Source organism: Ktedonosporobacter rubrisoli (genome assembly GCF_004208415.1).
Classification (GTDB): Bacteria; Chloroflexota; Ktedonobacteria; order Ktedonobacterales; family Ktedonobacteraceae; genus Ktedonosporobacter; species Ktedonosporobacter rubrisoli.
The window spans coordinates 10,191,379-10,212,685 of sequence record NZ_CP035758.1 but is presented as its reverse complement, the minus strand read 5'-3'; the positions used below and the strand labels follow the sequence as shown (position 1 = coordinate 10,212,685).

General features: G+C 50.7%; 19 protein-coding genes and 1 other RNA gene. 15 read left to right on the top strand and 5 right to left on the bottom strand.

The window, feature by feature from the left end; translation table 11 throughout:
* Positions 1–36 precede the first annotated feature (36 nt).
* Positions 37–468, top strand: coding sequence for a nitroreductase/quinone reductase family protein (locus tag EPA93_RS43730; RefSeq protein ID WP_129893587.1), 432 nt, complete (start codon positions 37–39; stop codon positions 466–468).
* A 181-nt stretch (positions 469–649) separates the two neighbouring features.
* Here the strand turns inward: EPA93_RS43730 and EPA93_RS43725 are convergent, their stop codons facing one another.
* A complete protein-coding gene (locus EPA93_RS43725; protein ID WP_129893586.1) occupies positions 650–1,999 on the bottom strand; it encodes a helix-turn-helix domain-containing protein in 1,350 nt (449 codons plus the stop codon).
* Positions 2,000–2,468: 469 nt separating this feature from the next.
* Between EPA93_RS43725 and EPA93_RS43720 the strand changes: the two genes are divergently transcribed.
* From EPA93_RS43720 to aat, 11 genes are all read left to right on the top strand, one after another.
* Positions 2,469–3,806 carry an ABC transporter substrate-binding protein gene (locus EPA93_RS43720; protein ID WP_129893585.1) on the top strand — a complete coding sequence of 446 codons (1,338 nt, stop codon included), beginning with the start codon at positions 2,469–2,471 and terminating at the stop codon, positions 3,804–3,806.
* A gap of 73 nt (positions 3,807–3,879) precedes the next feature.
* A complete protein-coding gene (locus tag EPA93_RS43715) occupies positions 3,880–4,851 on the top strand; it encodes a carbohydrate ABC transporter permease (protein WP_129893584.1) in 972 nt (323 codons plus the stop codon).
* Entirely contained in the window at positions 4,848–5,714 is an 867-nt protein-coding gene (locus tag EPA93_RS43710; RefSeq protein WP_129893583.1) for a carbohydrate ABC transporter permease, read from the top strand. Before EPA93_RS43715 ends, EPA93_RS43710 begins: the two co-directional genes overlap by 4 nt.
* A 63-nt stretch (positions 5,715–5,777) precedes the next feature.
* Positions 5,778–6,623, top strand: coding sequence for a sugar phosphate isomerase/epimerase family protein (locus EPA93_RS43705; protein WP_129893582.1), 846 nt, complete (start codon positions 5,778–5,780; stop codon positions 6,621–6,623).
* A gap of 61 nt (positions 6,624–6,684) precedes the next feature.
* Positions 6,685–7,758 carry a Gfo/Idh/MocA family protein gene (locus EPA93_RS43700; protein ID WP_129893581.1) on the top strand — a complete coding sequence of 358 codons (1,074 nt, stop codon included), beginning with the start codon at positions 6,685–6,687 and terminating at the stop codon, positions 7,756–7,758.
* A complete protein-coding gene (locus tag EPA93_RS43695; RefSeq protein WP_129893580.1) occupies positions 7,755–8,594 on the top strand; it encodes a sugar phosphate isomerase/epimerase family protein in 840 nt (279 codons plus the stop codon). The genes EPA93_RS43700 and EPA93_RS43695 overlap by 4 nt, the downstream gene beginning before the upstream one ends.
* 316 nt (positions 8,595–8,910) lie before the next feature.
* The gene (locus EPA93_RS43690; RefSeq protein WP_129893579.1) at positions 8,911–9,279 is read left to right on the top strand and encodes a hypothetical protein; all 369 of its coding nucleotides are present in this window, start codon (positions 8,911–8,913) and stop codon (positions 9,277–9,279) included.
* 696 nt (positions 9,280–9,975) lie between these two features.
* The gene (locus EPA93_RS43685) at positions 9,976–11,361 is read left to right on the top strand and encodes a glycoside hydrolase family 3 protein (protein ID WP_165423790.1); all 1,386 of its coding nucleotides are present in this window, start codon (positions 9,976–9,978) and stop codon (positions 11,359–11,361) included.
* A gap of 15 nt (positions 11,362–11,376) precedes the next feature.
* Positions 11,377–11,814 carry a hypothetical protein gene (locus EPA93_RS43680; protein WP_129893577.1) on the top strand — a complete coding sequence of 146 codons (438 nt, stop codon included), beginning with the start codon at positions 11,377–11,379 and terminating at the stop codon, positions 11,812–11,814.
* A gap of 14 nt (positions 11,815–11,828) precedes the next feature.
* On the top strand, positions 11,829–13,637 hold the full coding sequence (locus tag EPA93_RS43675; RefSeq protein ID WP_165423789.1) for an oligosaccharide flippase family protein: 1,809 nt from the start codon (positions 11,829–11,831) through the stop codon (positions 13,635–13,637).
* Positions 13,638–13,753: 116 nt separating this feature from the next.
* The gene (gene aat, locus EPA93_RS43670; RefSeq protein WP_129894832.1) at positions 13,754–14,344 is read left to right on the top strand and encodes a leucyl/phenylalanyl-tRNA--protein transferase; all 591 of its coding nucleotides are present in this window, start codon (positions 13,754–13,756) and stop codon (positions 14,342–14,344) included.
* A gap of 30 nt (positions 14,345–14,374) precedes the next feature.
* Here aat and EPA93_RS43665 read toward each other — a convergent pair whose 3' ends face one another.
* Positions 14,375–15,265: a cytochrome c oxidase assembly protein gene (locus tag EPA93_RS43665; protein ID WP_129893575.1), complete on the bottom strand. Its 891-nt coding sequence runs from the start codon at positions 15,263–15,265 to the stop codon at positions 14,375–14,377.
* A gap of 528 nt (positions 15,266–15,793) precedes the next feature.
* Between EPA93_RS43665 and EPA93_RS43660 the strand changes: the two genes are divergently transcribed.
* Both EPA93_RS43660 and EPA93_RS43655 read left to right on the top strand, forming a co-directional pair.
* Positions 15,794–16,942, top strand: a complete 1,149-nt coding sequence (locus EPA93_RS43660) for a glycerate kinase (RefSeq protein WP_129893574.1) — start codon at positions 15,794–15,796, stop codon at positions 16,940–16,942.
* Between the two features lie 308 nt (positions 16,943–17,250).
* Positions 17,251–17,451 carry a hypothetical protein gene (locus EPA93_RS43655; RefSeq protein WP_129893573.1) on the top strand — a complete coding sequence of 67 codons (201 nt, stop codon included), beginning with the start codon at positions 17,251–17,253 and terminating at the stop codon, positions 17,449–17,451.
* Positions 17,452–17,545: 94 nt separating this feature from the next.
* Here EPA93_RS43655 and rnpB read toward each other — a convergent pair.
* Positions 17,546–17,957, bottom strand: an RNA gene (rnpB, locus tag EPA93_RS43650) — RNase P RNA component class A.
* Positions 17,958–18,234: 277 nt separating this feature from the next.
* Here rnpB and EPA93_RS43645 point away from each other — a divergent pair.
* The gene (locus EPA93_RS43645) at positions 18,235–18,984 is read left to right on the top strand and encodes an MgtC/SapB family protein (protein WP_129893572.1); all 750 of its coding nucleotides are present in this window, start codon (positions 18,235–18,237) and stop codon (positions 18,982–18,984) included.
* A 266-nt stretch (positions 18,985–19,250) separates the two neighbouring features.
* Here EPA93_RS43645 and EPA93_RS43640 read toward each other — a convergent pair whose 3' ends face one another.
* Entirely contained in the window at positions 19,251–19,667 is a 417-nt protein-coding gene (locus tag EPA93_RS43640; protein WP_207229358.1) for a hypothetical protein, read from the bottom strand.
* 780 nt (positions 19,668–20,447) lie between these two features.
* On the bottom strand, positions 20,448–21,260 hold the full coding sequence (locus tag EPA93_RS43635; RefSeq protein WP_165423788.1) for a tetratricopeptide repeat protein: 813 nt from the start codon (positions 21,258–21,260) through the stop codon (positions 20,448–20,450).
* Between the last annotated feature and the right edge of the window lie 47 nt (positions 21,261–21,307).

Below are 21,307 nucleotides of genomic sequence, written 5' to 3'. Positions count from 1 at the left end.
AGACGGCCTTAAAGTCAGAAAGGATAGAAACTGCATATGAGCGATTGGAACAAAGCGATAACAGAGGAATTTCGGGCCAACGAGGGCAAAGTTGGGGGCATGTATAAAGGGGCAGCGCTACTTTTGCTGACAACAATCGGACGCAAAAGTGGCAAACCTTACACAGTACCGCTGGGATATCAGACTGATGCAGAGAGGCTGATCATCATTGCGGGCAATACAAACCCCGACTGGTATCATAACATTCTGGCTCATCCACAGGTGAAGATTGAGCTAGGCAAAGAGTCCTTTGAAGCCATCGCAAGTCCTATAGAAGGCGAGCAAAAAGATTTTTTCTTGCAACGAGCCCATCAGAATATGAAAGCAGTGGCTCAACGTTCCGAGGATTATGCGAAGGTCTATGCAGAACTTGCCGATAATTTCTCCAAGAATGTTCCGGTAGTAGCGCTCCAACGTGTTGAAAGATGAGTAAGTGAAGTTTGTTAGCAGCGGCATGGCCCTTGATACACTGTTCCCGCTGATCTCTCAGTTGGGAGCGCAAGGGCTTCACTGCCGCTCGCTCTTAAGCAGGCCGGGTTCAGCATGATAGTACCAGGGTTTGTTCCAGAACCAGGAGTCGCAGAGAATACACAGGACACATAAGCAAGATTTACGCGCCTGTCGATCTCTCATATAGAGCGTTGTGGGCATAGGCCATAATCGCAGAAGCGTGGGCCTCGTGTGGATTATGCTCCAGCATTTTGTTCGCCAGAGAAATCAAACGTGGGATGATATATAAACGCTTGGTTTCTAACGCTTTATCAAGCGAGCGAAAAGCATAGCTCTGGGCCGACGCTAAATCTCCCACCGTAGCATAGGCATGGGCCATATCGCAAAAAGTGCTAGCCTGTCGATTACTTGCCAGCGCACTCACATCAAGCGCGCTCAGAAGCCCAAGAGCCTTTTCCGGCTCTCCGACCTTCAAGAGACAATTCCCAGCAAAAGCACTAACCCCAACAGGATTGAAATCGGTATAATACATATCGTCAGCTTCAGCAGTCCTTGGCAAGGTATGCACGATTTCCAGCGCTTGCGTTATTGAGGCTTCACATAAGGCTTTATTCTCCTCAGTGGCTGCAATAGCAGCGTTCACAATGGCAAACCAGCCCCTTATCGGATGCCCCTTTGCATACTCGCAGGCCTGATCAATCAGTTGGTGGGCAACGGTTGGATTACGTTGCCAGGTGAGATAGAGATGGCCAAGGTGTCCCAGAGCCGCACCCAATAAACAGGCATCGCCACTATACTGAGCCGCCGCAATCGCTGATTCGTTCCAGGTGCGCGCCTGCCCAAGTTCCCGCCTACGCGTGGCCGACTGCCTCGCCAACAATTGAAATTGGGCCAGCAATCCCCATAGCTTGCAGCGATATTGATCATTTACTGTATTTTCCAGGGCACTGTGAAGCAGCCCCATATGGCTGCGCAAGCTCTCTTCAATGGGAAATCCAGCCCGATGCAACGAGCGATACTGCTGCGTAATCTGGGCAAGATTCTCAATCGTCGAGGGCGATACATCTGCCGTCTGGCCTTTGCTGCCCCGAGAAGCTATAGACGAGGGCAGAAACTCTTCAGATACGGCGCTTAACGTCACTCCGGCGGTCCCCAAAGCTTGCAGGAAAAGGAGGTAGGCTTGATCTGCATTCACATCATCTTGTGCGACTTCCTGTACTGCTGTTTGCATGTCCTGCAATGTAGTACGCGATATCTCTAACTCGCCGCCCTCTCGCTTCTGGACGCAAGCCGCCTCGTTACGGCTCCGGCGACGCTGAGCCACCAACCCCAATTCCTCTGCTGTTTTGCCATAAAATGAACAGAGGCGCTGGCGTGATCCCGGATTCAAGGGATAGCCCTTTTCAGCGCGTAAAACGGTTCGAAAAGAGACCTTCGCGCCTTCGGCTACCCCTTGTATGGAGAGATTCAAGCTCTCGCGGAGAGTACGTAAAGTGTTATTGGTGCTCATCTCACACCTACTTTCGCGGTAGAACTACCATATAGTGTACTGATCTCCTGCCACCCTGTCGATCCCTTTTTTGGCTGCCCAACCTATCCATTCCCAACTGGCACAAAACTGTCACCAAACTGGCACTCCTCTCACCTACTTCTCTCTGGAATTTCGGCGAAGCTTCTTCTATACTTTTCTTGAAGGCCTTCAAGGAATGATGATGTGCTATATAAGATGTGCTTTTGGATTTCAAAGAGACATCGACAATATTTTTAGCGTAGTACATTCTTCTATATATCTACATAGCGCCTTTATGAAGCGCTATGCAGGATGCCCACAGCAGGAGATTGATACAGCTACATGCAAAAGAGCGCTCATTTTCCACACGACACAAGTGCAGAGAACCTTTTATAGTTCACCTTCTAGACTTCTAACTTCTACACAAACGGCTCAACCACAGGTTGACGTTCGGGAAGGAGACAAGGCGATGAAAGCGACTCACCGACGAGCTTGCCACTGGCTATCTTCGCTCATGCTGCTTACCCTCATCCTGGCAGCATGCGGCGGTAACACGAGTAGCAATGGTACTGGCCAGACCCTTCACGTCCTCATTGGATATAATACCACGTATCCTACCCAGCAGAAGCAATGGATGCAACAAATCGGCAGTGACTTCCAGAAGGCAACCGGGGCAACTATTGCCTGGGATACCTATAGCAGTAGCAATGAAGAGCAGACAAAACTACAGAACGCGATCGTAACAGGCAGTGGTCCTGATGTATTTAGCCTGGGCACCACCTTTGTGCCAACAGCCCAGGCTACCAAAGGCTTTGCCACGCTGAGCGATCAAGATTGGAAACAGGTAGGTGGCAAGGACAGATTCTTTAAGCAGCAGCTTAGCATGTCCGGGATCTCGCCAAGCCAGCAAATCGCGATTCCCTGGGTAATGCGTCCGTTTGCTATGGTCTATAATAAAGAACTGTTCCAGAAAGCCGGCATTAGCGCTCCTCCCACGACCTGGACCGAATTTGTTCAGGATGCCCAGAAGATGACCAATTCTTCGGCTGGCATCTATGGTGCCGAGATGGACCCCTCAGACTCATTTGACCCCTGGAAAATCTGGTGGATGTTCACCGAGCAAATGGGCGGTCACTTCCTCTCCCAGGACCTTAAAACTGCCCAACTTAACACGCCACAAGCTGTGGATGCAGTCAAATTCTGGTTTGATTGGGCCAACAACTATAAGATTGTCGATCCAAACTCGATGGCCTGGAAGGCCGGCGATGCTACCCAGGCCTTTGCTAACGGCAAGGTTGGCATGTTAATCATGGTGACTTCCACCCTCACGCCAACCATGCAAAAATCTAGTGTAGCCGATAAATATGCCTTCGCGCCCATGCCGACCATCCCATATGGCATGCAACAGAGACCAGCCAACGGTGTGCCGGCCTCAACTATCGTTTCTGGAGATATGCTGGCTGTCGCTGACTACTCTAACGTCAAGGATCTGGCCTATAAATTTATCAACCTTGTCACCGATGAAGCTCACCAGCTTGAGTGGACGAAAACCTTTGGCGATCTTCCGACAAACGTAGCTGCCGCCAACAGCCTGGCCAGCAAAGATCCCCAAACTGCAGCCTTTATCCAGGCTGAGCAAGGCGCCTCTCCCACGCCCTTTTCGGGAGCCTGGGGGCCGCTGGAAGTTTCGTTAGCCGGCGTCAGTTCCAAGCTCGCTAACGAGGTGGCAACCAAACATTATGATCCGTCCCACATCAAACCGTTGCTAGATCAGGCCAATCAGCAAATTCAGGGCCAGCTCCACTGAGTTGTGTGCTCTGGATGGTGCGCAAGAGACTCGCGCCTCTACTGCGAGTCTCTTGACTTTGGAGGTGACAATTATGTCTATACAGCCGGTGCCAGAAACCGTTCCGGCCGCCCCTATAGCCTCAAAGCCTCAATCTGGCAAGGGTGCCGCAGTCGGAAAGCGGCCAATGTGGCTTATGTGGCCAAGCATTCTACTCCTGGTAGTTATTATCGGCATACCCTTTTTGATAGCTGTCTATATTAGTTTTCTCAATCTCGACCAATATACTCTGCGGAGCTGGATTCATGCTCCCTGGGCCGGGCTGAGTAACTATATAACAGCGCTGACTGCCGGGAACGTGGTAGGAGCTTCGGCCCTCGTTTCTTTAGGGGTAAGTCTCGCCTTTTCGCTGCTAACAACGCTATTGATTACCCCTATCGGAATACTGGCGGCCCTTACGGTCAATACACAATACCGGGGGCGCACTATTATCCGTGCGCTTTACCTCATTCCCTATGTGATGCCCACGTTTGTCACGGCCCTTGTCTGGAGAATGATGTTCTTGAACAGAACCGGGCTGGTCGATCGTCTGCTCGCAGGCCTGCACCTTGCCGATATTAATATGTACTGGCTCTTGGGCCCGAATAGCTTCTGGGCCATGGTCATTGCCGATGTGTGGGCCTCGTGGGCGTTTGTCTATATTATGGTGCTGGCCGGCTTACAGTCAATTTCTAGCGAAGTCTACGAAGCTGCAGATGTAGATGGCGCTAACGCCTGGCAGAAGTTGGTAAACGTTGTTCTACCCCAGCTGCGGCACATCCTGGGGCTGGCCCTACTCCTTTCAACGCTCAACCACTTTAATAACTTTACACTGCCCTTTGTCCTTTTCGGCACACCGCCGCCCATCCAGGCAGATGTCTTGCCGCTCAACATCTTTGTCTCTTCGTTCCAGCTCTTTAACTTTGGCCTGGGCGGCGCCATGGCTGTCATTACACTGATCATTATGCTTATCCCAGGATTTATGTACATCCGCGTCTTGCGTCTGGGGGAGGTGTCAGCAGCATGAATAAGCAGAGGGATGCCCAACAAATCTTATCGCCACCAATCCGCATTGTCGCGACCGCGCTTTTGCTGGTCTTCATTCTGATTCCTATTGCCTATACGCTCTTGCTCTCAGTGACGCCAGATACCGAGATCAATGGAGACAACCTGCTACCCTCGCACTGGGCCTTTGACAACTATCTCCACATGTGGACGACAGTAAATCTGGCTCAGGGCCTGGGCAATAGCCTGCTCATCTCAGGAATTGCCAGCGTCATCGCGGTTATCCTGGCGGTAGGAGCAGCTTATATTATTACCAGATTTAAGTTCCGTGGACGCCTGGTCTATCTCTACTCGCTGATTGGCTTACAAACTATTCCCAGCGTAATGCTCTTGCTCCCCCTCTTCGTGCTCTTTGCCTCCTTGCAGGCAGTGCTGCGCCTCAAGCTTGTGGGAACCTATCCGACCGTGATCATTACCTATCTTACCTTTGCGCTCCCATTTGCTACCTGGCTTATGGTCTCATACCTTGGCAGCATTCCATTAGATCTCGAAGAGGCAGCCCTCGTTGATGGCTCGACACGGCTACAAGCGCTCTGGAAGGTCATTGTACCGCTTGCCCTGCCCGGTATGGTGGTAGCTCTCGTTTTTTCCTTCTTAACTGGCTGGAACGATGTGCTTTTTGCCAGCGTCTTGACGTCGCCCGAGAGTCGCACCGTGGCCGTTCTGCTGCAAGCATTTAGCTCGGCTCAGGAGGGCGGAGCGCTGCCGCTCTATGGCCAGCTTATGGGAGCCGCGGTTGTGAGCGCTCTTCCTGTGGTCATCCTCTACATGGTATTTCAGCGCTATCTGATAGGGGGTTTGACAGCCGGTGGCGTGAAGGGATAAACCGAGTGAGTGAATCAACAATTGATCTGCAAGATAGAAAACAGAGAAGCAGGAGTATTGAGTATGCAAGCATCGACAAACCTTCGTTATCCTTTAGCATTTACTACGCTCGCATGCCCTGATTGGTCATGGGAACAAATAGTACAAAAAGCCGTCGAGTATGGCTACCAGGGCCTTGAACTGCGTGGGGTTGAGGGAGAGATGGATCTTACAAGGTCAGCGCCATTTACGGCTAGCAGGTTGGCGGCCACGAAACGCGAGCTGCAAGAGCGAAACCTGTCAATTGTCTGCCTGGATACTTCGGTCCGCTTTGAGCGCGCTGAGGAGATAAGCCGCAATATCGCTGAGGGGAAGCGCCATATCGATCTTGCCGAAGAGCTGGGTGCTCCCTACATCAGGGTCTTTGGCGACCATATTGAGAATGAGCAGGTGCGCGAACAGATTATACAGCAAGTAGCTGATGGATTGCTGGCTCTGGCTCAACACGCCCACAACACGCACGTCCAGGTATTGCTTGAATCGCATGGAGACTTTGCCCGCATTGCAAATCTGCTTCCCGTTCTCCAGGCTGCCAATGATCCGCAGGTAGGCGTGCTCTGGGACGTGCACCATCCCTACAGATTCTTTGCCGAGCCCTTAGCCGAAACCTACCAGAAACTTAAAAATAGGATTAAACATGTCCACCTGAAAGATTCGGTTCGTAGCGCTACTGAGGTTCGTTACTGTCCCCTTGGCGAGGGCGATGTCCCGCTTGGCGAGGTTCTGCAGTTACTGGCTAGCGGCGGCTATCAGGGCTGGCTCTCATTTGAGTGGGAAAAGCGCTGGCATCCCGAGATCGAGGAGCCGGAGATTGCCTTGCCTGGCTTTGTCCGGGTCTTACAAACACTGCAAGGGCAACTGACCAACTGAGCAGAAGGAAGGGTCGCCCACTATCATACATAGATGTTATACACAGGAGGAGATATCAGGTATGACAAAACAATATCGCTTCGGGATTATTGGCGGTGGCGTGATCGGTCAACTTCATGCCCAGGCCATAACCAGCCTACCTGAGGCGCAGCTGGTTGCGGTAGTAGATATTATTCCTGAGCGAGCGCAAAAGCTCGCCGAGATGTACCATGTGAGGCCTTACAACGATATTCAGGAGATGCTCAAGCGCGAGCAACTGGATATCGTCACAGTCTGCACTCCCAGCGGGCAGCATGGGGAGCACGCATGCCAGGTAATGCGCTCAGGAAGGCATGTAGTTGTTGAGAAGCCGATGGAGATCAAACGCACGGCCATAGAGGAGATGCTACACGTCCAGAACGAAACTGGGGTAAAGCTTGCAGTCATCAGCCAGCATCGCTTTGATCCGGCCTCACGTCAGGTCTATGACCTGGTTCAAGAGCAGGCCCTTGGCAAACTGGTCCTGGGAAACGCCATTATTCCCTGGTGGCGCTCGCAGGCATACTACGACAGTGGGGCCTGGCGAGGGACCTGGGAACTTGATGGCGGCGGGGTTCTCATGAACCAATCTATCCACTCAATCGACCTCTTACAATGGTTTATGGGTCCGGTCAAAAGCATTGTAGCCTATACAGATACGCTGGCCCATCGCATGGAAACTGAAGATGCGGCTGTAGCTATCTTGCGCTTCGCCAATGGCGCGCTGGGAACAATTTCAGCCACGACAGGAGCCTATCCAGGCAACAGCACGCGCATCGAGGTCTACGGTAATAAAGGATCGGCAGTTATCGAAGGAGATAAGCTAAGTTATCTTCACCTGGCACGCGAGGATAGCAGCGAGGTCGGTCCTTATGGCATATCTGCCGAGGAGCGTTCGCGCACTGCTCAAGCAAACGCGGATACTGGTCCATCAGCAGCTCAGGACCCCGCAGCGCTGGCCTATAGAGGCCATGCCTTGCAGCTAGCAGACATGCTCCGGGCCATCAGCGAAAACGGCACCCCGCTTGTCGATGGCTATGCCGCCAGGCATCCCACCGAGATCATTCTAGGCATATACGAATCAGCTCGCCTGCACCGGGAGGTAACGCTTTCATGATCCACCTTTCAGCCTTCGCCGATGAGATTTCCGCCGATCTTGACGAGCAAATTGCCGTACTCAAAAGCGAGAATATCCACTTTCTGGATCTACGCAGCGTCTGGAATACCAACGTTCTGGATCTCAGCGATCAGCAAATAGCCAGCGTCAAGGAAACTCTTGACAGGCAAGGAGTCGGCGTCGCCTGCATTGGCTCGCCTATCGGGAAAGTACCTATCGATAGCTCATTCGAAGAGCACTTGCAACGTTTCGAGCGCGCCATCGAGCTAGCGCACATCTTACAGACGCGCTTTATCCGTATCTTCTCCTTCTATCCAGCGGCCAGTAAGGGAGGAGAAGGAAATCAGCCCGCCACATATCGCGATGAGGTGCTCAACAGGCTGAAAGCGCTGCTCGCCCGCGTACAGAGCACGCAGCTAGTACTCCTGCATGAGAATGAGAAAGAGATCTATGGCGACACTATCGCCAGCTGCGTCGACCTGCTCAAAAATTGTGAGCACCCACAGTTACAAGCTGCTTTTGATCCCGCTAACTTTATTCAGTGCGCTCAGGTTCCCTACCCCGACGCCTATGACGCGCTTCAGCCATGGCTGCGCTACGTCCATGTCAAGGATGCGCTAGCCAATGGCGAGGTTGTAGCTGCCGGAGAGGGAGTGGCGCGTTGGCCCGAAATTTTAGAGCGCTTGCGAGCCGATGGCTATGATGGCTTCCTTTCGCTTGAGCCTCACCTTGCGCTCTCTGGCCGATATCAGGGATTTAGTGGCCCGGCTCTGTTTCGACGCGCCTCCCAGGCTTTACAACAAATGCTACAAGCGATGGGCTGGACATATGCTTAGAGCGGTATCTTCAAAGCAGATCGTCAAGAGCCACTCACAAGAACGTGCCATCACGCCTCAATGCTGAGGCCAATGCCCAGAGCCATGTCAAAGGGCCCATTGAACATGCAACAGGTGATGGGCAGGGGCTTGTGGGAGAACCCCGAATCGCCGGCCAGATCAGCGCGGCACATTGGAGAAAGGTGGGCTCTCATTGGGCAAATTCACAAAGAGACACCTGCAGTGTCGTACCGAAGCTTTTCAATCCTTCATCGAGGAACAGGGTTGGGAAAGCGGTACACAGATAGAATCCGGTCGGGGAGTTCTATCATTCCTTGTGACAGACCAAACAGATCTGCTACATGTGGAGTTTACGCCACAAGGAGGTATTCATATCTGGGGCAAAGCCAGCCCCTTAAAAACACGCCTGGTCGAGTGGATTAGCCAGGAACAACCAGGCTATATTGATCATAGCGCTTCCTGGTTATCGCTGCGGCCCAGAAACTCTGGACGCTCCGAGAAGTATGATCTGCTCATCGCCCAGATCCAAAAAACTGCCTATGGCCTTATCCTTACCGATATCAATGGCTTACAAGTAAGCCTTAGCGCACAGGATGTCCTGGAACTTGTAGACTGGGTTTGCGAACGCCGAGAGGACTTCGAGCAAATAGCCTTACGGATACAGGCTCAGGGCCACAGCTCCTGAACCTAGCTAAAGGCGTAATGGGATACATTATCTTATGCGCCTTTAGCTATGAACTGGCGTTCCTTCCAGGATAAGTTGACATAGCTCTCTTTATCATCTGGAGGCTCTCTTATCGTCAGCCGAATTGCCCTATTATCCTATTTTTCATAGCTGATAATACGCTCGGCCTTCCCTGATACTCATCCTATGTTATAATCTTCTCACACTACGATTTTCGGCAGGGGCATGTATTTATTAACCAATTCTTATTTGCCCCTTCACGGGCAAAGAGTAATTCGCCTGTCACATACGTTCCTCGATAGAAGAGACGTTATTTGCTTGCCAAGCTTTTTGTCATATATCGCCCCGATCGTAGTGCATGAGGAAAGGAAGCCGCTACAGTGCCAGATTCCAGGAAGCTAGCTTTGTCTCTATAATCCTGATGGGCATCTCCAGGCACATGATGAGCCTATCAGCGTGCCTTTGCTTGACCTGTCAGGAATTCGGCGCTATACTGTCCCAGACCGGAGATAGCTGGAGCTCGTATCCCTTCCCAACTTGTTTGAGAGAACTGAAACAATGCAGCATATTCGCCCCTCTTCATCCAAGAAACAATCAGCCGATGATGAAGAACAAGAAGATACGCAGATATCATCTATAGCTAGAAGCTCTTGTCAAACCAATCCTCCAGCGCTGCACTCGACGGAGGAGTCAAGCATGGCAGAAAAAGAGGCTGGCACCCCTGAGGTATCGGCTCATTTACATGAGACTCGTCGCTCTACCAGGAAACTTTCGTCAAGCGATGACCAGCAATCCGGCCAACCTGCGCATTCGAAGATACACATAAATAGATACAAAGCTATCCTGCTGATAGTGCTGCTTGCTATTGTCGTCTTACAAACTGGCAATACAGCTCTTTCGCAGCTTACAGGCCCGCAAGGTTGGGCTTATGTATTGGCAGGCCCGAGCAATAACGCCCCTGACCAAAGTCTACTCAACCATATTACAGAACAACTTCATCCTACTTCCCACAATGGCACAGGGGCCGCGCGCCCTACCCCTCAACAGTATATTGATCTGATCATACACAAGATGTCGCTTGAGCAGAAATTGGGACAGATGATGATTGTTCAATTCACCGGCTCGTCCTACTCGCTTCCTTTGAGTACGATGATCGGCAAGTATGGCGTTGGGGCTGTATTGCTTTTCTCAGCCAACGGCAACATTATCAGCAAAACACAATTTCAGGGCCTGATTCAACAGATGAAGAGTCATAGCGCCATTCCACTTGCCGTAGCCATCGACCAGGAAGGGGGGGCAGTTGACCGCCTGGCCCAGCTTGATGGCTCCCGAGCATCGGCGGCAAGTATTGGTGCAACGGGAGATCCAGCAAAGGCGCAGCAGGCCGGCGTCCAGGATGCCCAGGATCTTAGCGCTTATGGTATTAACCTTAATCTCGCACCGGTAGTTGACGTGACAACCGTCTACAATCCACAATTAGCGAGCCGTACCTATGGAAGCGACCCGACCCTTGTCACACAAATGGCAGCCGCCTATTTACAGGGTCTTCAACAAAGCGGACGCGTCATTGGTACCCTTAAACATTTCCCTGGCTTAGGGGATGTAGGAGTTGACCCGCACACAGGAGTGCCCCACCTGACCCGCTCAAAAGACCACTTAGAGCAGATCACATGGGCTCCCTATCGATCTCTGATTCAGCAAAAACTTGTCCATGCCGTCATGGTTACCCACGAAGTCGTGGAAGCCGTCGATAATACGCAGCCGTCCACACTCTCCTACAAGGTTGTTACAGGTATATTGCGCAATGAGCTCCATTTCCAGGGCGTCATTATAACCGATAGCCTGACAATGGAAGGTATCAGCGCTTTTCATGATGAGGCCCAGGCAGGTGCACTCGCCATTGAGGCTGGCGCAGACTTACTGATGGGAGCTACCAGCCCTGCTGATGTAGAGCGCCTAATGGATGGTATCAAGCAAGCCATAAAAGACGGCTCTATTACCCAACAGCGCATTGACGATTCGGTCAGGCGCATCTTGCTGCTGAAATATAGTATGGGTCTCCTTCCAATTCCAAAGAACTAAGCGAGAGGATTTGCAATGTATATAAGTGCGATACAATTAAATATCAAGCGCAACCTGCAGATCATCCTAATCGGTCTGATCATTCTGGAAACAGTGCTCGTTCTTCTGGCTCTTATTCCGGCCCAATTATGGGCTCGGCTGCTACCAATGTTAGACAGTGCTACCATAGATGGTCCCTTTCCTCCAGTCATTGCTCCATTAGTCGCCGCTTTGCTTTATATAGTACCAACGGTTATCGGTTTTCTTGCTAATTGTTGGCAACGCGCACTACTGTATGCTACTCTACCTGCATGGATCGGCTTAGGACTTTTTGTCATTGCTGCCACCTTCAAAGTTGGTGCATTTTATCTTCTTTCCAGCGACCATATCGTGGCAAATGTAAGTGTGCTAGAGTTGTTTGCCGCACTAGGAGGCATTGGCTGGCTGTGCCGCTATGTCTTTAAAGTGCGCTAGGAATGTATTATAGTATGAGTAAACTAACGCTACGCCCATTACGACTACTACGTATAAACACTGGTCAACTAGAAACATACAAGCACATTTCATCTATGGAAAACAACAACTCAAAAGTAGGAGGGAAAGAGCAAACAGCCGATGGCTTACAACAGCCATCGTCAGGCAAGTCTGTTGCCGCAGCCTCGATCCTTCGAGAAACTGACATATCGTTAGGGGAAGCAGGAGCGCGAGAGCTTCTAAAGCGTACCCCTAACAGCTATCTGCTCAACCAGGCCTATGGGTTGTGGTTTTTTATCTCAATATTTTTGCTCACACTCGTTATCACTCATGAAGTATCTACCGAGCAGTACGGTATCTATGCCGTAGTGCAGACGGCATATAACACAATTCTCTACGTTGTAGCCTTCGGTTTTGAAGACGCTACCTATACCTTTGTACCACGGGTATTTGCTGAACACGGACCAGCATCAGCCGCTTCATTAATCAGGCGCCTGCTGATGGCGCGCCTAGGAATTCTAGCTGTAAGCGTTATCGTAATACTCTTTGCTTTACCAGTCTTAGCAACGCTTATCGAGTTCTCCCATCTCTCTATCCATCTCAAGCTTTCCTTCTTAAAAGGGGCTATCGATATTCAAGCTCAGCAAGTTGCGGCGGGGCTGCGCAACCCTGAACTTCAGGCTTATATTATCCCTATTTCCATTTATGTAGTAGGGAGTAGCGTAGGTAGCCTGCTTAACGCCGTATGTGCAGCCTTGATGCGTATGCACATTGTGCTGGTCATTGGCAGCCTGACCCAGCTTGCCATGCTCATTATAGGTTTCATCGTTCTACAGCTCGGCGGAGGCATCACAGGCATGATCTGGCTACTGGCCATCGGCTCTGTGCTTAATATGCTGGCTTTCGCTATCTGGCTAGCTCCTTTACTTCTCAAGCGAGGGGCTAGTTATAAGCAACCCTTAAAGCCCTTATTCCAGCTAGGTATTTCGGCCTGGTTAACCAATCTGGCCACAGGGGCTTTGCTTAAGCAGATCTCTATCATCCTTCTTGGCGTCTTTGCCATATCATTGATTGATGTCGGCTACTTCAATCTTTCCTTCCAACTTGCAGATGCGGCCAATCTGTTATTGGTCACAGGCTTTGGCGGAGTTGCCGGCTCGGCGCTTGCCGCAGCCTTCGTAGGGAACAATTACGAACGTTTATCCCTTTCCTGGCAAACGCTGATCAGGGTCGAGACGCTGCTTGCGGCCCCTGGTCTGGTCTTCTGCTTGTTTAACGCACCAAATATTGCCCATGCCTTATACGGAAGTACCTATGATCCTGTCGGGCCTTTGCTCGCGATCTTTATCTTCTTTAATATCTTTGTACGCGTATTGGGCACTACTATTCATCAATCTACCCTCTATGTGGTAAATAAGTCCCGGCTGGTTGTGCTTGGCGAATGGATAGGCATCCTGGCGCTTATTATCATGGGAGCTATCTTAATCCCCTCCTTCGGGCCAGCCGGAGCGCTGATCGCCGATGGAGTTGCCAGAGTACTGACGGGAGGGCTCCTATTAGCCTTCTTGTGGCGCGATCTGCCCCACAAATACCCCATCAAGTTCACTTTGCGCTTCTTACTGGCCCTGATCCTTGCTGCGCTCCCTAGCATTCTCTGGCATCCAGCAGACCGCACTCTCCTGGTCATCTCTGGCTGCCTCTTTATTGTGCTCTGCCTTGGGCTACTGCTGTGGATCAAGCCTCTGACTGGCGAAGATATGGAGATGGTGAAAGGTGTGAATCCAAGAATCGCCGTCTATCTTAAATGGTTCGCTCGCGGCTGACAAACTGGTAAGTCCATTTCCAATCAGGCGCCCAATATGCTATTATTGTTGGCGCCTGATGGTAGAGAATCCAGGCCAACCCTCACGGTAAGCGAAGAAGATAGTTGAGTCAAAGTATGCGCAAACGACCCGAATCTCTGGACCCGGCTCTGGTAATCAGGGCCTATGCACAGGGCATCTTTCCGATGGCAGACGAACAAGGGCGCATTAGCTGGTACGCCCCCGATCCGCGGGCTATCCTGGAACACGAGAATCTGCATATTTCACGTTCTCTACGCGCCACCATACGAAAGAGCATCTTCACGATCCGCATAGATACAGCCTTCGAGCAGGTCATGCGCAGCTGTGCTGACCGTGAGGAGACCTGGATTAACGAGGAGTTTATTAAAACATATACCTATTTATATCATGCAGGCTTCGCGCATAGCGTCGAGGCCTGGAAAGATGGAGAGCTTGTCGGTGGCCTCTATGGCATAGCTATTGGTGGGGCCTTTATGGGCGAAAGCATGTTCTCCCAGGCTACAGATGCCTCAAAGGTTTGCCTGGTCGCCCTGGTCGAGCATCTGCAAACGCGCGGCTACACGCTCCACGATACCCAATTTATTACGCCCCACCTGGCCACATTAGGCGTTACAGAAATTCCTCGCCACGTCTATGAGCAGCGGCTACAGCAAGCCTTACACTTGCCTTGTTCCTGGAATGCATAATATAAATGCAGCAAGGCTAAGGAGAGAGCCCTACATGTTCGCCTCATTCCCTAATTCAATTTCTCCCTCTTCTAACTCTAGCTCATCGTCCTCTTCCAGTTCAGCTTCTTCTTGCCGGCGTAGATCATCCAGCCTTGTGCGCTGTTCTATCTGACCCAGCCAGCGGAAAAAGAGAGGGGTCATCACGATGAAGTCGACCAACCCAGGAGCCAACAGTAATGCGCCTCCCGAGGCTTGATCGCCGAAAAGGGGAATGCCAAACTGGGCGGGCGGTACATAATGTGGATACACTGTCGTACCGCTGAAGACCAGGATAAAAGCCAGAATATCAACGGGCTGGCCATCAAAGAAGGTATAAAGTATCTGCACAGGATAACTCATATGATGCTCGCGCTTGGAACCAATCAGCGGCCACCAGTTCAGCCACGAGGTCACAAAAATGCTGAGCAATTCAATATCATAGAGTGCAGGGCTGGCCTGAGCCATGTCAAAGAGCGTTGGAGTATGCCAGAGTAGAAAAACAAGATTGAAGATTACCGAGGCCGCAACAGGGAAGGTCAGCCAGCGAACGAGAGTCCCGACAACCGGCGCCTCAAGCACGATGCGCAGCAATATCTTGGGGCAAGCAAACATCATGAGAGGTGTACAAAGCGTTATTAAAATGACTACTTGAGCCATGTGTATGACAAATAGCTGTGTACGTCCAATAGTAGCTATAGGTGTAAGAAACATTGCTGCCGCAATCAGAATAGCGGCAAAGAAAGCCACGATATGGTAACCCCTTATCGGCTCATCCTGCTGATTTTGCGCGTAACGTCTGCGCGCTGCTCTCACGCCAAAAATATAGAGCAGGCTTAATCCAAGCAAGAAAATAAGCACTACGGGATTCCAATTCCACGTCGAAGAGAGTCCGCCCTGCATAAGAAAACTCCATTTTTTGCTAAAATAGAGAATTGGTGAGACTTACATCACAACTCGCTAAATTCTCAACCAGAGCCTTTGTCTGGCTTTTTATCTAACAAATAGATCTTACTCGCACCGAAGTAAGGCTGCGGTTTACAAGCTAAGTACGATCTATATTGAGGACACTGCATAGTATAGTCCTTTCTCCCTGGATTGTCATCTGGCCGAAAGAGCTTACTGTATTTCATGCATCTTTCTACAAAATAGCGCTTTATATAACCTATAATTGCAATTCCGAAAGTATTTTCCCGCATCTCCTGTAGCTTTGCTAGAGCTTTATTCTCATTCCAGCAACCTGTTCCTCTTATTAAATACATGTGGCGAACAAGCGTGGGTTAATATTCAATGGCTATAAGAAACACAATAACAATGTGAGCCATGAAGCCTGATGCATCATTTGACGACGCTTGCTTCCATATTGTAATTTGGGACGGGAATAGAAGAGCAAGCCGGTACATACATAGATTAGCACGAGGAGATGCCACCATGCGTATTGTCATCGCTCCCCAGGCCCTCAAAGGCAGCCTCACCGCTGCGGAAACTGGACATGCTATCGCCAAGGGAATTCATGCCGTCTATACCGATGCAGAGCTTGAGATCGTCCCCATCGCAGATGGAGGAGAAGGCACAGTCCAGGCTCTGGTTGACGCTACTGGCGGCAAGATAGTTCAGCAAACTGTCACCGGACCGCTTGGAGAACCCGTCAGAGCATTCTTTGGTGTACTTGGCGATCAGCGCACAGCGGCTATCGAGATGGCGGCCAGCTCAGGTCTACCATTGGTTCCTCCAGAACAACGAGATCCGCGCATCACCACAACTTATGGAGTTGGCGAGTTGATGCGCGCCGCCTTAGACTACGGCTGCCGTCATTTCATCATCGGTATTGGCGGAAGCGCCACCAACGACGGAGGAGCAGGCATGGCCCAGGCCCTGGGAGCATCACTTACCGACGCTCAGGGAACGGAACTGGCACGCGGCGGCGCTGCCCTGGCCAGGCTAGCCCACATTTCTACGGACGGGATAGATCCACACCTGCGGGATTGCACATTTGAGGTAGCTAGCGACGTCACTAATCCTCTATGCGGCCCAAGCGGAGCCTCTGCTGTCTATGGGCCACAAAAAGGGGCAACGCCAGAGATGGTAAGCCAGTTGGATGCGGCATTAGACAATTATGCAAAAATTATCGAACGCGACTTGCATATATCCGTATATACACTTGAAGGGGCTGGCGCAGCTGGCGGTCTGGGAGCCGGACTAATTGCCTTTTTGCAGGCCAAATTACGCCCCGGTTCGCGCCTCATCCTGGAAGCTGTCAGCCTCGAAGAGAAGCTGCCCAACGCAGATCTCGTGATCACAGCCGAAGGACAACTTGATGAACAAACCGCGTATGGGAAAAGTGTTGGAGCCGTTGCCAGGCTGGCTAAACACTATAATTTGCCAGTGATAGCCCTGGCCGGTGGTCTGGGTGAAGGCTATCGCGCTATCTATGCCCTGGGTATCGATGCTGTAGCTACCCTTCCCGATGCGCCAATGCCCTTATCATATGCTATGGAACATGCAGCCAGGCTCACCAGTGATGCCACCGAACGCGCTCTTCGGTTACTGAAAATTGGTAACCTTATAAAGAATAGATAGTTAGGATAGTTTAAAATGGCTTCTTAGCCAGAAGTATTACATTTAAATTCGACATTGCATGCACTCATTCTCAACCACCATTTTTACAAGTTTAGCGCGTTTTACTAATAAACCAAATTAAGCTGGACCCAAAATCTTAGAAAATTGAAGAATTGCTCATCAGAATGAAATTTTTGGAGGAGAAAAAAATGTTGTATCTAGAAAGATGCGTTCACACGTATACGAAGTAAAGTAAGAGACCATCAAGCTTACATGTCTCCTCATCCGTAGAGTCCGTCCTGCCTATTCAATAAGGGAGCATTGTTATTATGTCAGAATTTTCATCTAAGACAGAAGATACTAAATTCCAACAATTAATTTCCCTCGGCTTTTCCGAAGCTGAAGCAATAAATCTTATGCGCATGAAAGAGCACATCAACGAGGAAATTGAATATCGCGAAATACTCGAAGAAAGCCGGCGCCTCTCGTTTATCCGCTGGCTCATTGAGCACGATCGGATGAGCAGGTAACAGACACTGATTCCCTTTCTTTCAGAACTTTTGAGGTTATTCAAGAGGGGACGGAGAGCATTGTATGCCTTCCGTCCCCTGCTTTTTGTTTGCGAGATCGAGGAAGCCGTAAGCCGAATTCTGTACCCCGGCTTTCTCACAAAAGCCCGGGCGGCAACCATCTATCTAGGGCAGCAGTTACCTGATGCCTCCAGCGACCAACCCGAAGGTTAACAGACGAGCAATCTGCAGGCGCATACTCATTGAGCATGTGTCATCCCCTCTACTTGGTCTTGCTCCGAATGGGGTTTACCCAGCCAGTCGGTCACCCGACTGCTGGTGAGCTCTTACCTCACCATTTCACCCTTGCCTATGCCTAGTCATCCCTTTACGGGATGTTCTAGAGAGGCGGTATGTTTCTGTGGCACTTTCCTCAAGGTCACCCTTTCTGGCCGTTAACCAGCATTCTGCTCTATGGAGTTCGGACTTTCCTCGGGCCTTGAGCCCGCGATTGCCAGTCTTCCTCAAACTCGCCAACTAAGAGTAACACATCTACATATAACCGTCCAGAGGCATAAAATATTTCCGCCCAGCCCATATAAGCCTTTTCCTTCGTCATCTATCTCTGCCATATGACAGAGAGGAGCACTATCCGACATTGAAGCTGCACTCTAGAGACTATCAGCAATTAAGCAAAGCGCGAAGCCACGCCGAGCGCGCCCGACCATGCAGCTTATGAGGCGACTAAGGTATCTTCAACGTTATCTAAATAGCTACATAACAACTGAGAGGAGTACTAAATATATGATCAGCTTGCAAACTGCACTGATCCGTCTGGGCCTTGCTCTTGTGCTTGGCGCCCTGGTCGGGCTGGAGCGGGAAAGGGGAGAACGCGCCGCCGGCCTACGTACACACACGCTTGTAGCGCTCGGCTCGTGCTTAACCATGCTTGTTTCAGCTTTTGGCTTCGCCGATATTCTTGGCACGCGCGCTGTCGAACTCGACCCTTCGCGTATAGCAGCCCAGGTCGTGAGCGGGATCGGATTTCTGGGAGCCGGCACGATCCTACTTCATAAAGAGGTGGTCAAAGGTCTTACAACCGCTGCCGCTGTCTGGGTGGTTGCCGCCATTGGCTTAGCATGCGGGGCAGGCTTACTCCTCGAAGCGATAGCGACTACGTTCCTTACCATTATCGTTCTTACCCTCCTTCAGCCTCTCAGACAACACCTGCTACGGAATCCTGGCGCTGTGCACACGCTACGGGTTAAGGTAAGCGCTACTGAAGGAACGCCATTAGAGCGCATTTACGACACCTGTATCAGAGCAGGAGCCAAGGTCGAGAATTTTGAGGTACAATTGATCGATGATAAGCAGACGCTAAATATCGAATGTGCAACAAAAGGAGCTTTCCAGCTAGCGCAGGAGCTCATTACCCTGCGTAAGGACCCCGCCGTCGAATCGCTTTCTATCAACCTGTACAGCCCTAAGAGTGCCAATGCGCCCTTTCCTCTATTTCCCGAGAGCTCAAATGGGGAGGCACAAGAAGGACAATAAAAGAAGATTGCCCAGGTCTGGACAATCACAATACTATCACACATGCGCCAGCAGCCATGAATTCCAGCGAGCTTATTCTTATCTTCCCGCTTCTAGAGTGATTTCTCTCGGGGCCTGAGCACTACAATCATCCAACTACCCGGGGATGAACAAGACCCAGTTTTGAGGTAATAGTTAGGGTCGATGATCAGCTCACCAATTAGAATGCTGATTATCGACCCCTGGAGAAAACGGTAGAGGGAAGTCAAGATCCCCCTACGCAACTTTTAATGAGCAGCGAGAACGATAGAATTGATTGGGCCAAAGTCATCATACACAGCGTAACCGGCCGGGAGCGTCTTCGGGCAATTTTTGCCGTGCCAGTCAGTACATAGACGGACAACGGCACTGCCGTACTGATTGTTAAGGAAATAGTGCATACCATACTCGTTATGGAGTTGATAGACACCATAATAGAAGTATTTATGCTCAGGAACATTGTTGTTCGAGCCTGCATCCTGCGGATAGAGGCAGGCATCTCCCGAGGGGCAGCCATATTGCTCTCCAGCTGACGCAGCGTGCGCCGTATGCAGGGAAGGTCCCACGCCAAAAAGCAGCCCCAGCGCTAACACCATGGCTACCAAAGCGATACGATACCTTGACTTCGGTATATGGAGAAAAAAATGTTGTATCGGTTGTTTCATAGTTATTCCTTCTTTCTTTTTAGCAACAAGATCTTTTTCCTAGCGAATATTGGAGGCATAATCAACAAAGCAAGCTTTATGAGCGCTCCTTTCCATTGGGATTGTTTACTTTATTTGATGGGGGTGAGATGGTAACCTGGACGCTTACTTCGTGCAATTGAGAAGCGGTAGCTATGCAGGGCAAAAGACCTGCTAAACAGCACTCTATACATAAGGCTATTAAGAGCCATCTATCCAGGCCCATATTGCCTCATGAAAGATTTGGTCATCCGCTAGGTTTGATGATGCTTGGTGACGAGACAAACGGCTCATGATATTTTTTTCTTATCACTTGCGCTATCTCTATAAGAAGTATATGCGAAAGCTGTATAGCCCGCCAGGACAGAAAACTGTCATTTGCCAGCCACTTTTCACGCTATGCTTGAGCTATGTCAAGAGCATTTTCCCTTAATAAGGTCGTGTTTTATGAAGCAGCCACTACCAATTCATGAGAAGAGTGGCAACCCTTGAAAGGCTGCATTGATGAGGGTGCTACAAGACTCGCAAACGCAAAATTTGACAGCAACAAGACCGAATAGAGCCGGCAGAGTGAAACGATGACAAACAACCACACAAGCGAAAAAGCAAGGTTTGCAGCTGCCGACAGCTAAACAAGCTATCGGGCAACTTATTGAGCTGCTTTTCCCGCTAATCTAGCTACAGGCGAAAAAGGATAAAAGCCTTCGTACGAGAGTGATCTCCATGTGCAAGCTGGAGCACGTACTCCCATGCCACTAGAACTTACTCGCATCTACCAAGCCTGCCAAGAAGGTCAGCTCTGTTCGCTGCGGAATCTGAATCATCAGGATCTAGCCGAAGGGCCTGCTCATATGCCTCCAGCGCTTCCTCATATCTACTCAGGGACCATAGCACATCCCCTTTCTCAAGGAAGACCACGGAATACTCAGGCTCCACTTGCAGGACTCGTTTGCATACATCTAGAGCCTCTTCGTTCCTTTTGAGCTCATGCAGAACTACCCCCTTTAAGAAGAGAATATTCACATCCTCAGGAGTCAGGTGCAATGCTTGTTCACATACTTCCAGAGCCTCTTCGTTCCTTTTGAGCTCATACAGAGCATGGGCCTTTGAACGGAGAATACCGACTTTCCCAGGAGCCAGGCGCAGGGCCTGCTCAAAGAGGTCCAGCGCTTCCTCATTACGGTTAAGCCGCCCGTTAAGCAGTACTCTTCCCTTGCACTCAAGTACCAGAGGATTGGTGGGGGCGAGATACAATGCCTTCTCGCAAGCGATGAGGGCTTCCTGAGGACGGTTCAAATCTACCAGCACCGAGGCCTTGCGAGTCAAGGCTGCTACATGCGCGGGGTTGAGTCGCAATACTTGTTCATAAGCCGCTACTGCTCCTTTGAGGCGATCCAGCCTAGAGAGAGCTTCGCCTTTTTGGAAGATGACATCTGCATTGCTTGAGTCGAGGCGGAGGGCCTTCTCAAAGGCAGCTACTGCCTCCTCGTAGCGTTCCTGAGCGAAGAAGTCTTGCCCCTGGACGATCCAGGAGGCAGCTTTCGAGCGTTGTGATATCTTGTCGTGGTGTGCCATTTCATTCTCCCGCATCCATGCATTCACAAGAAACACTTGATCAATGT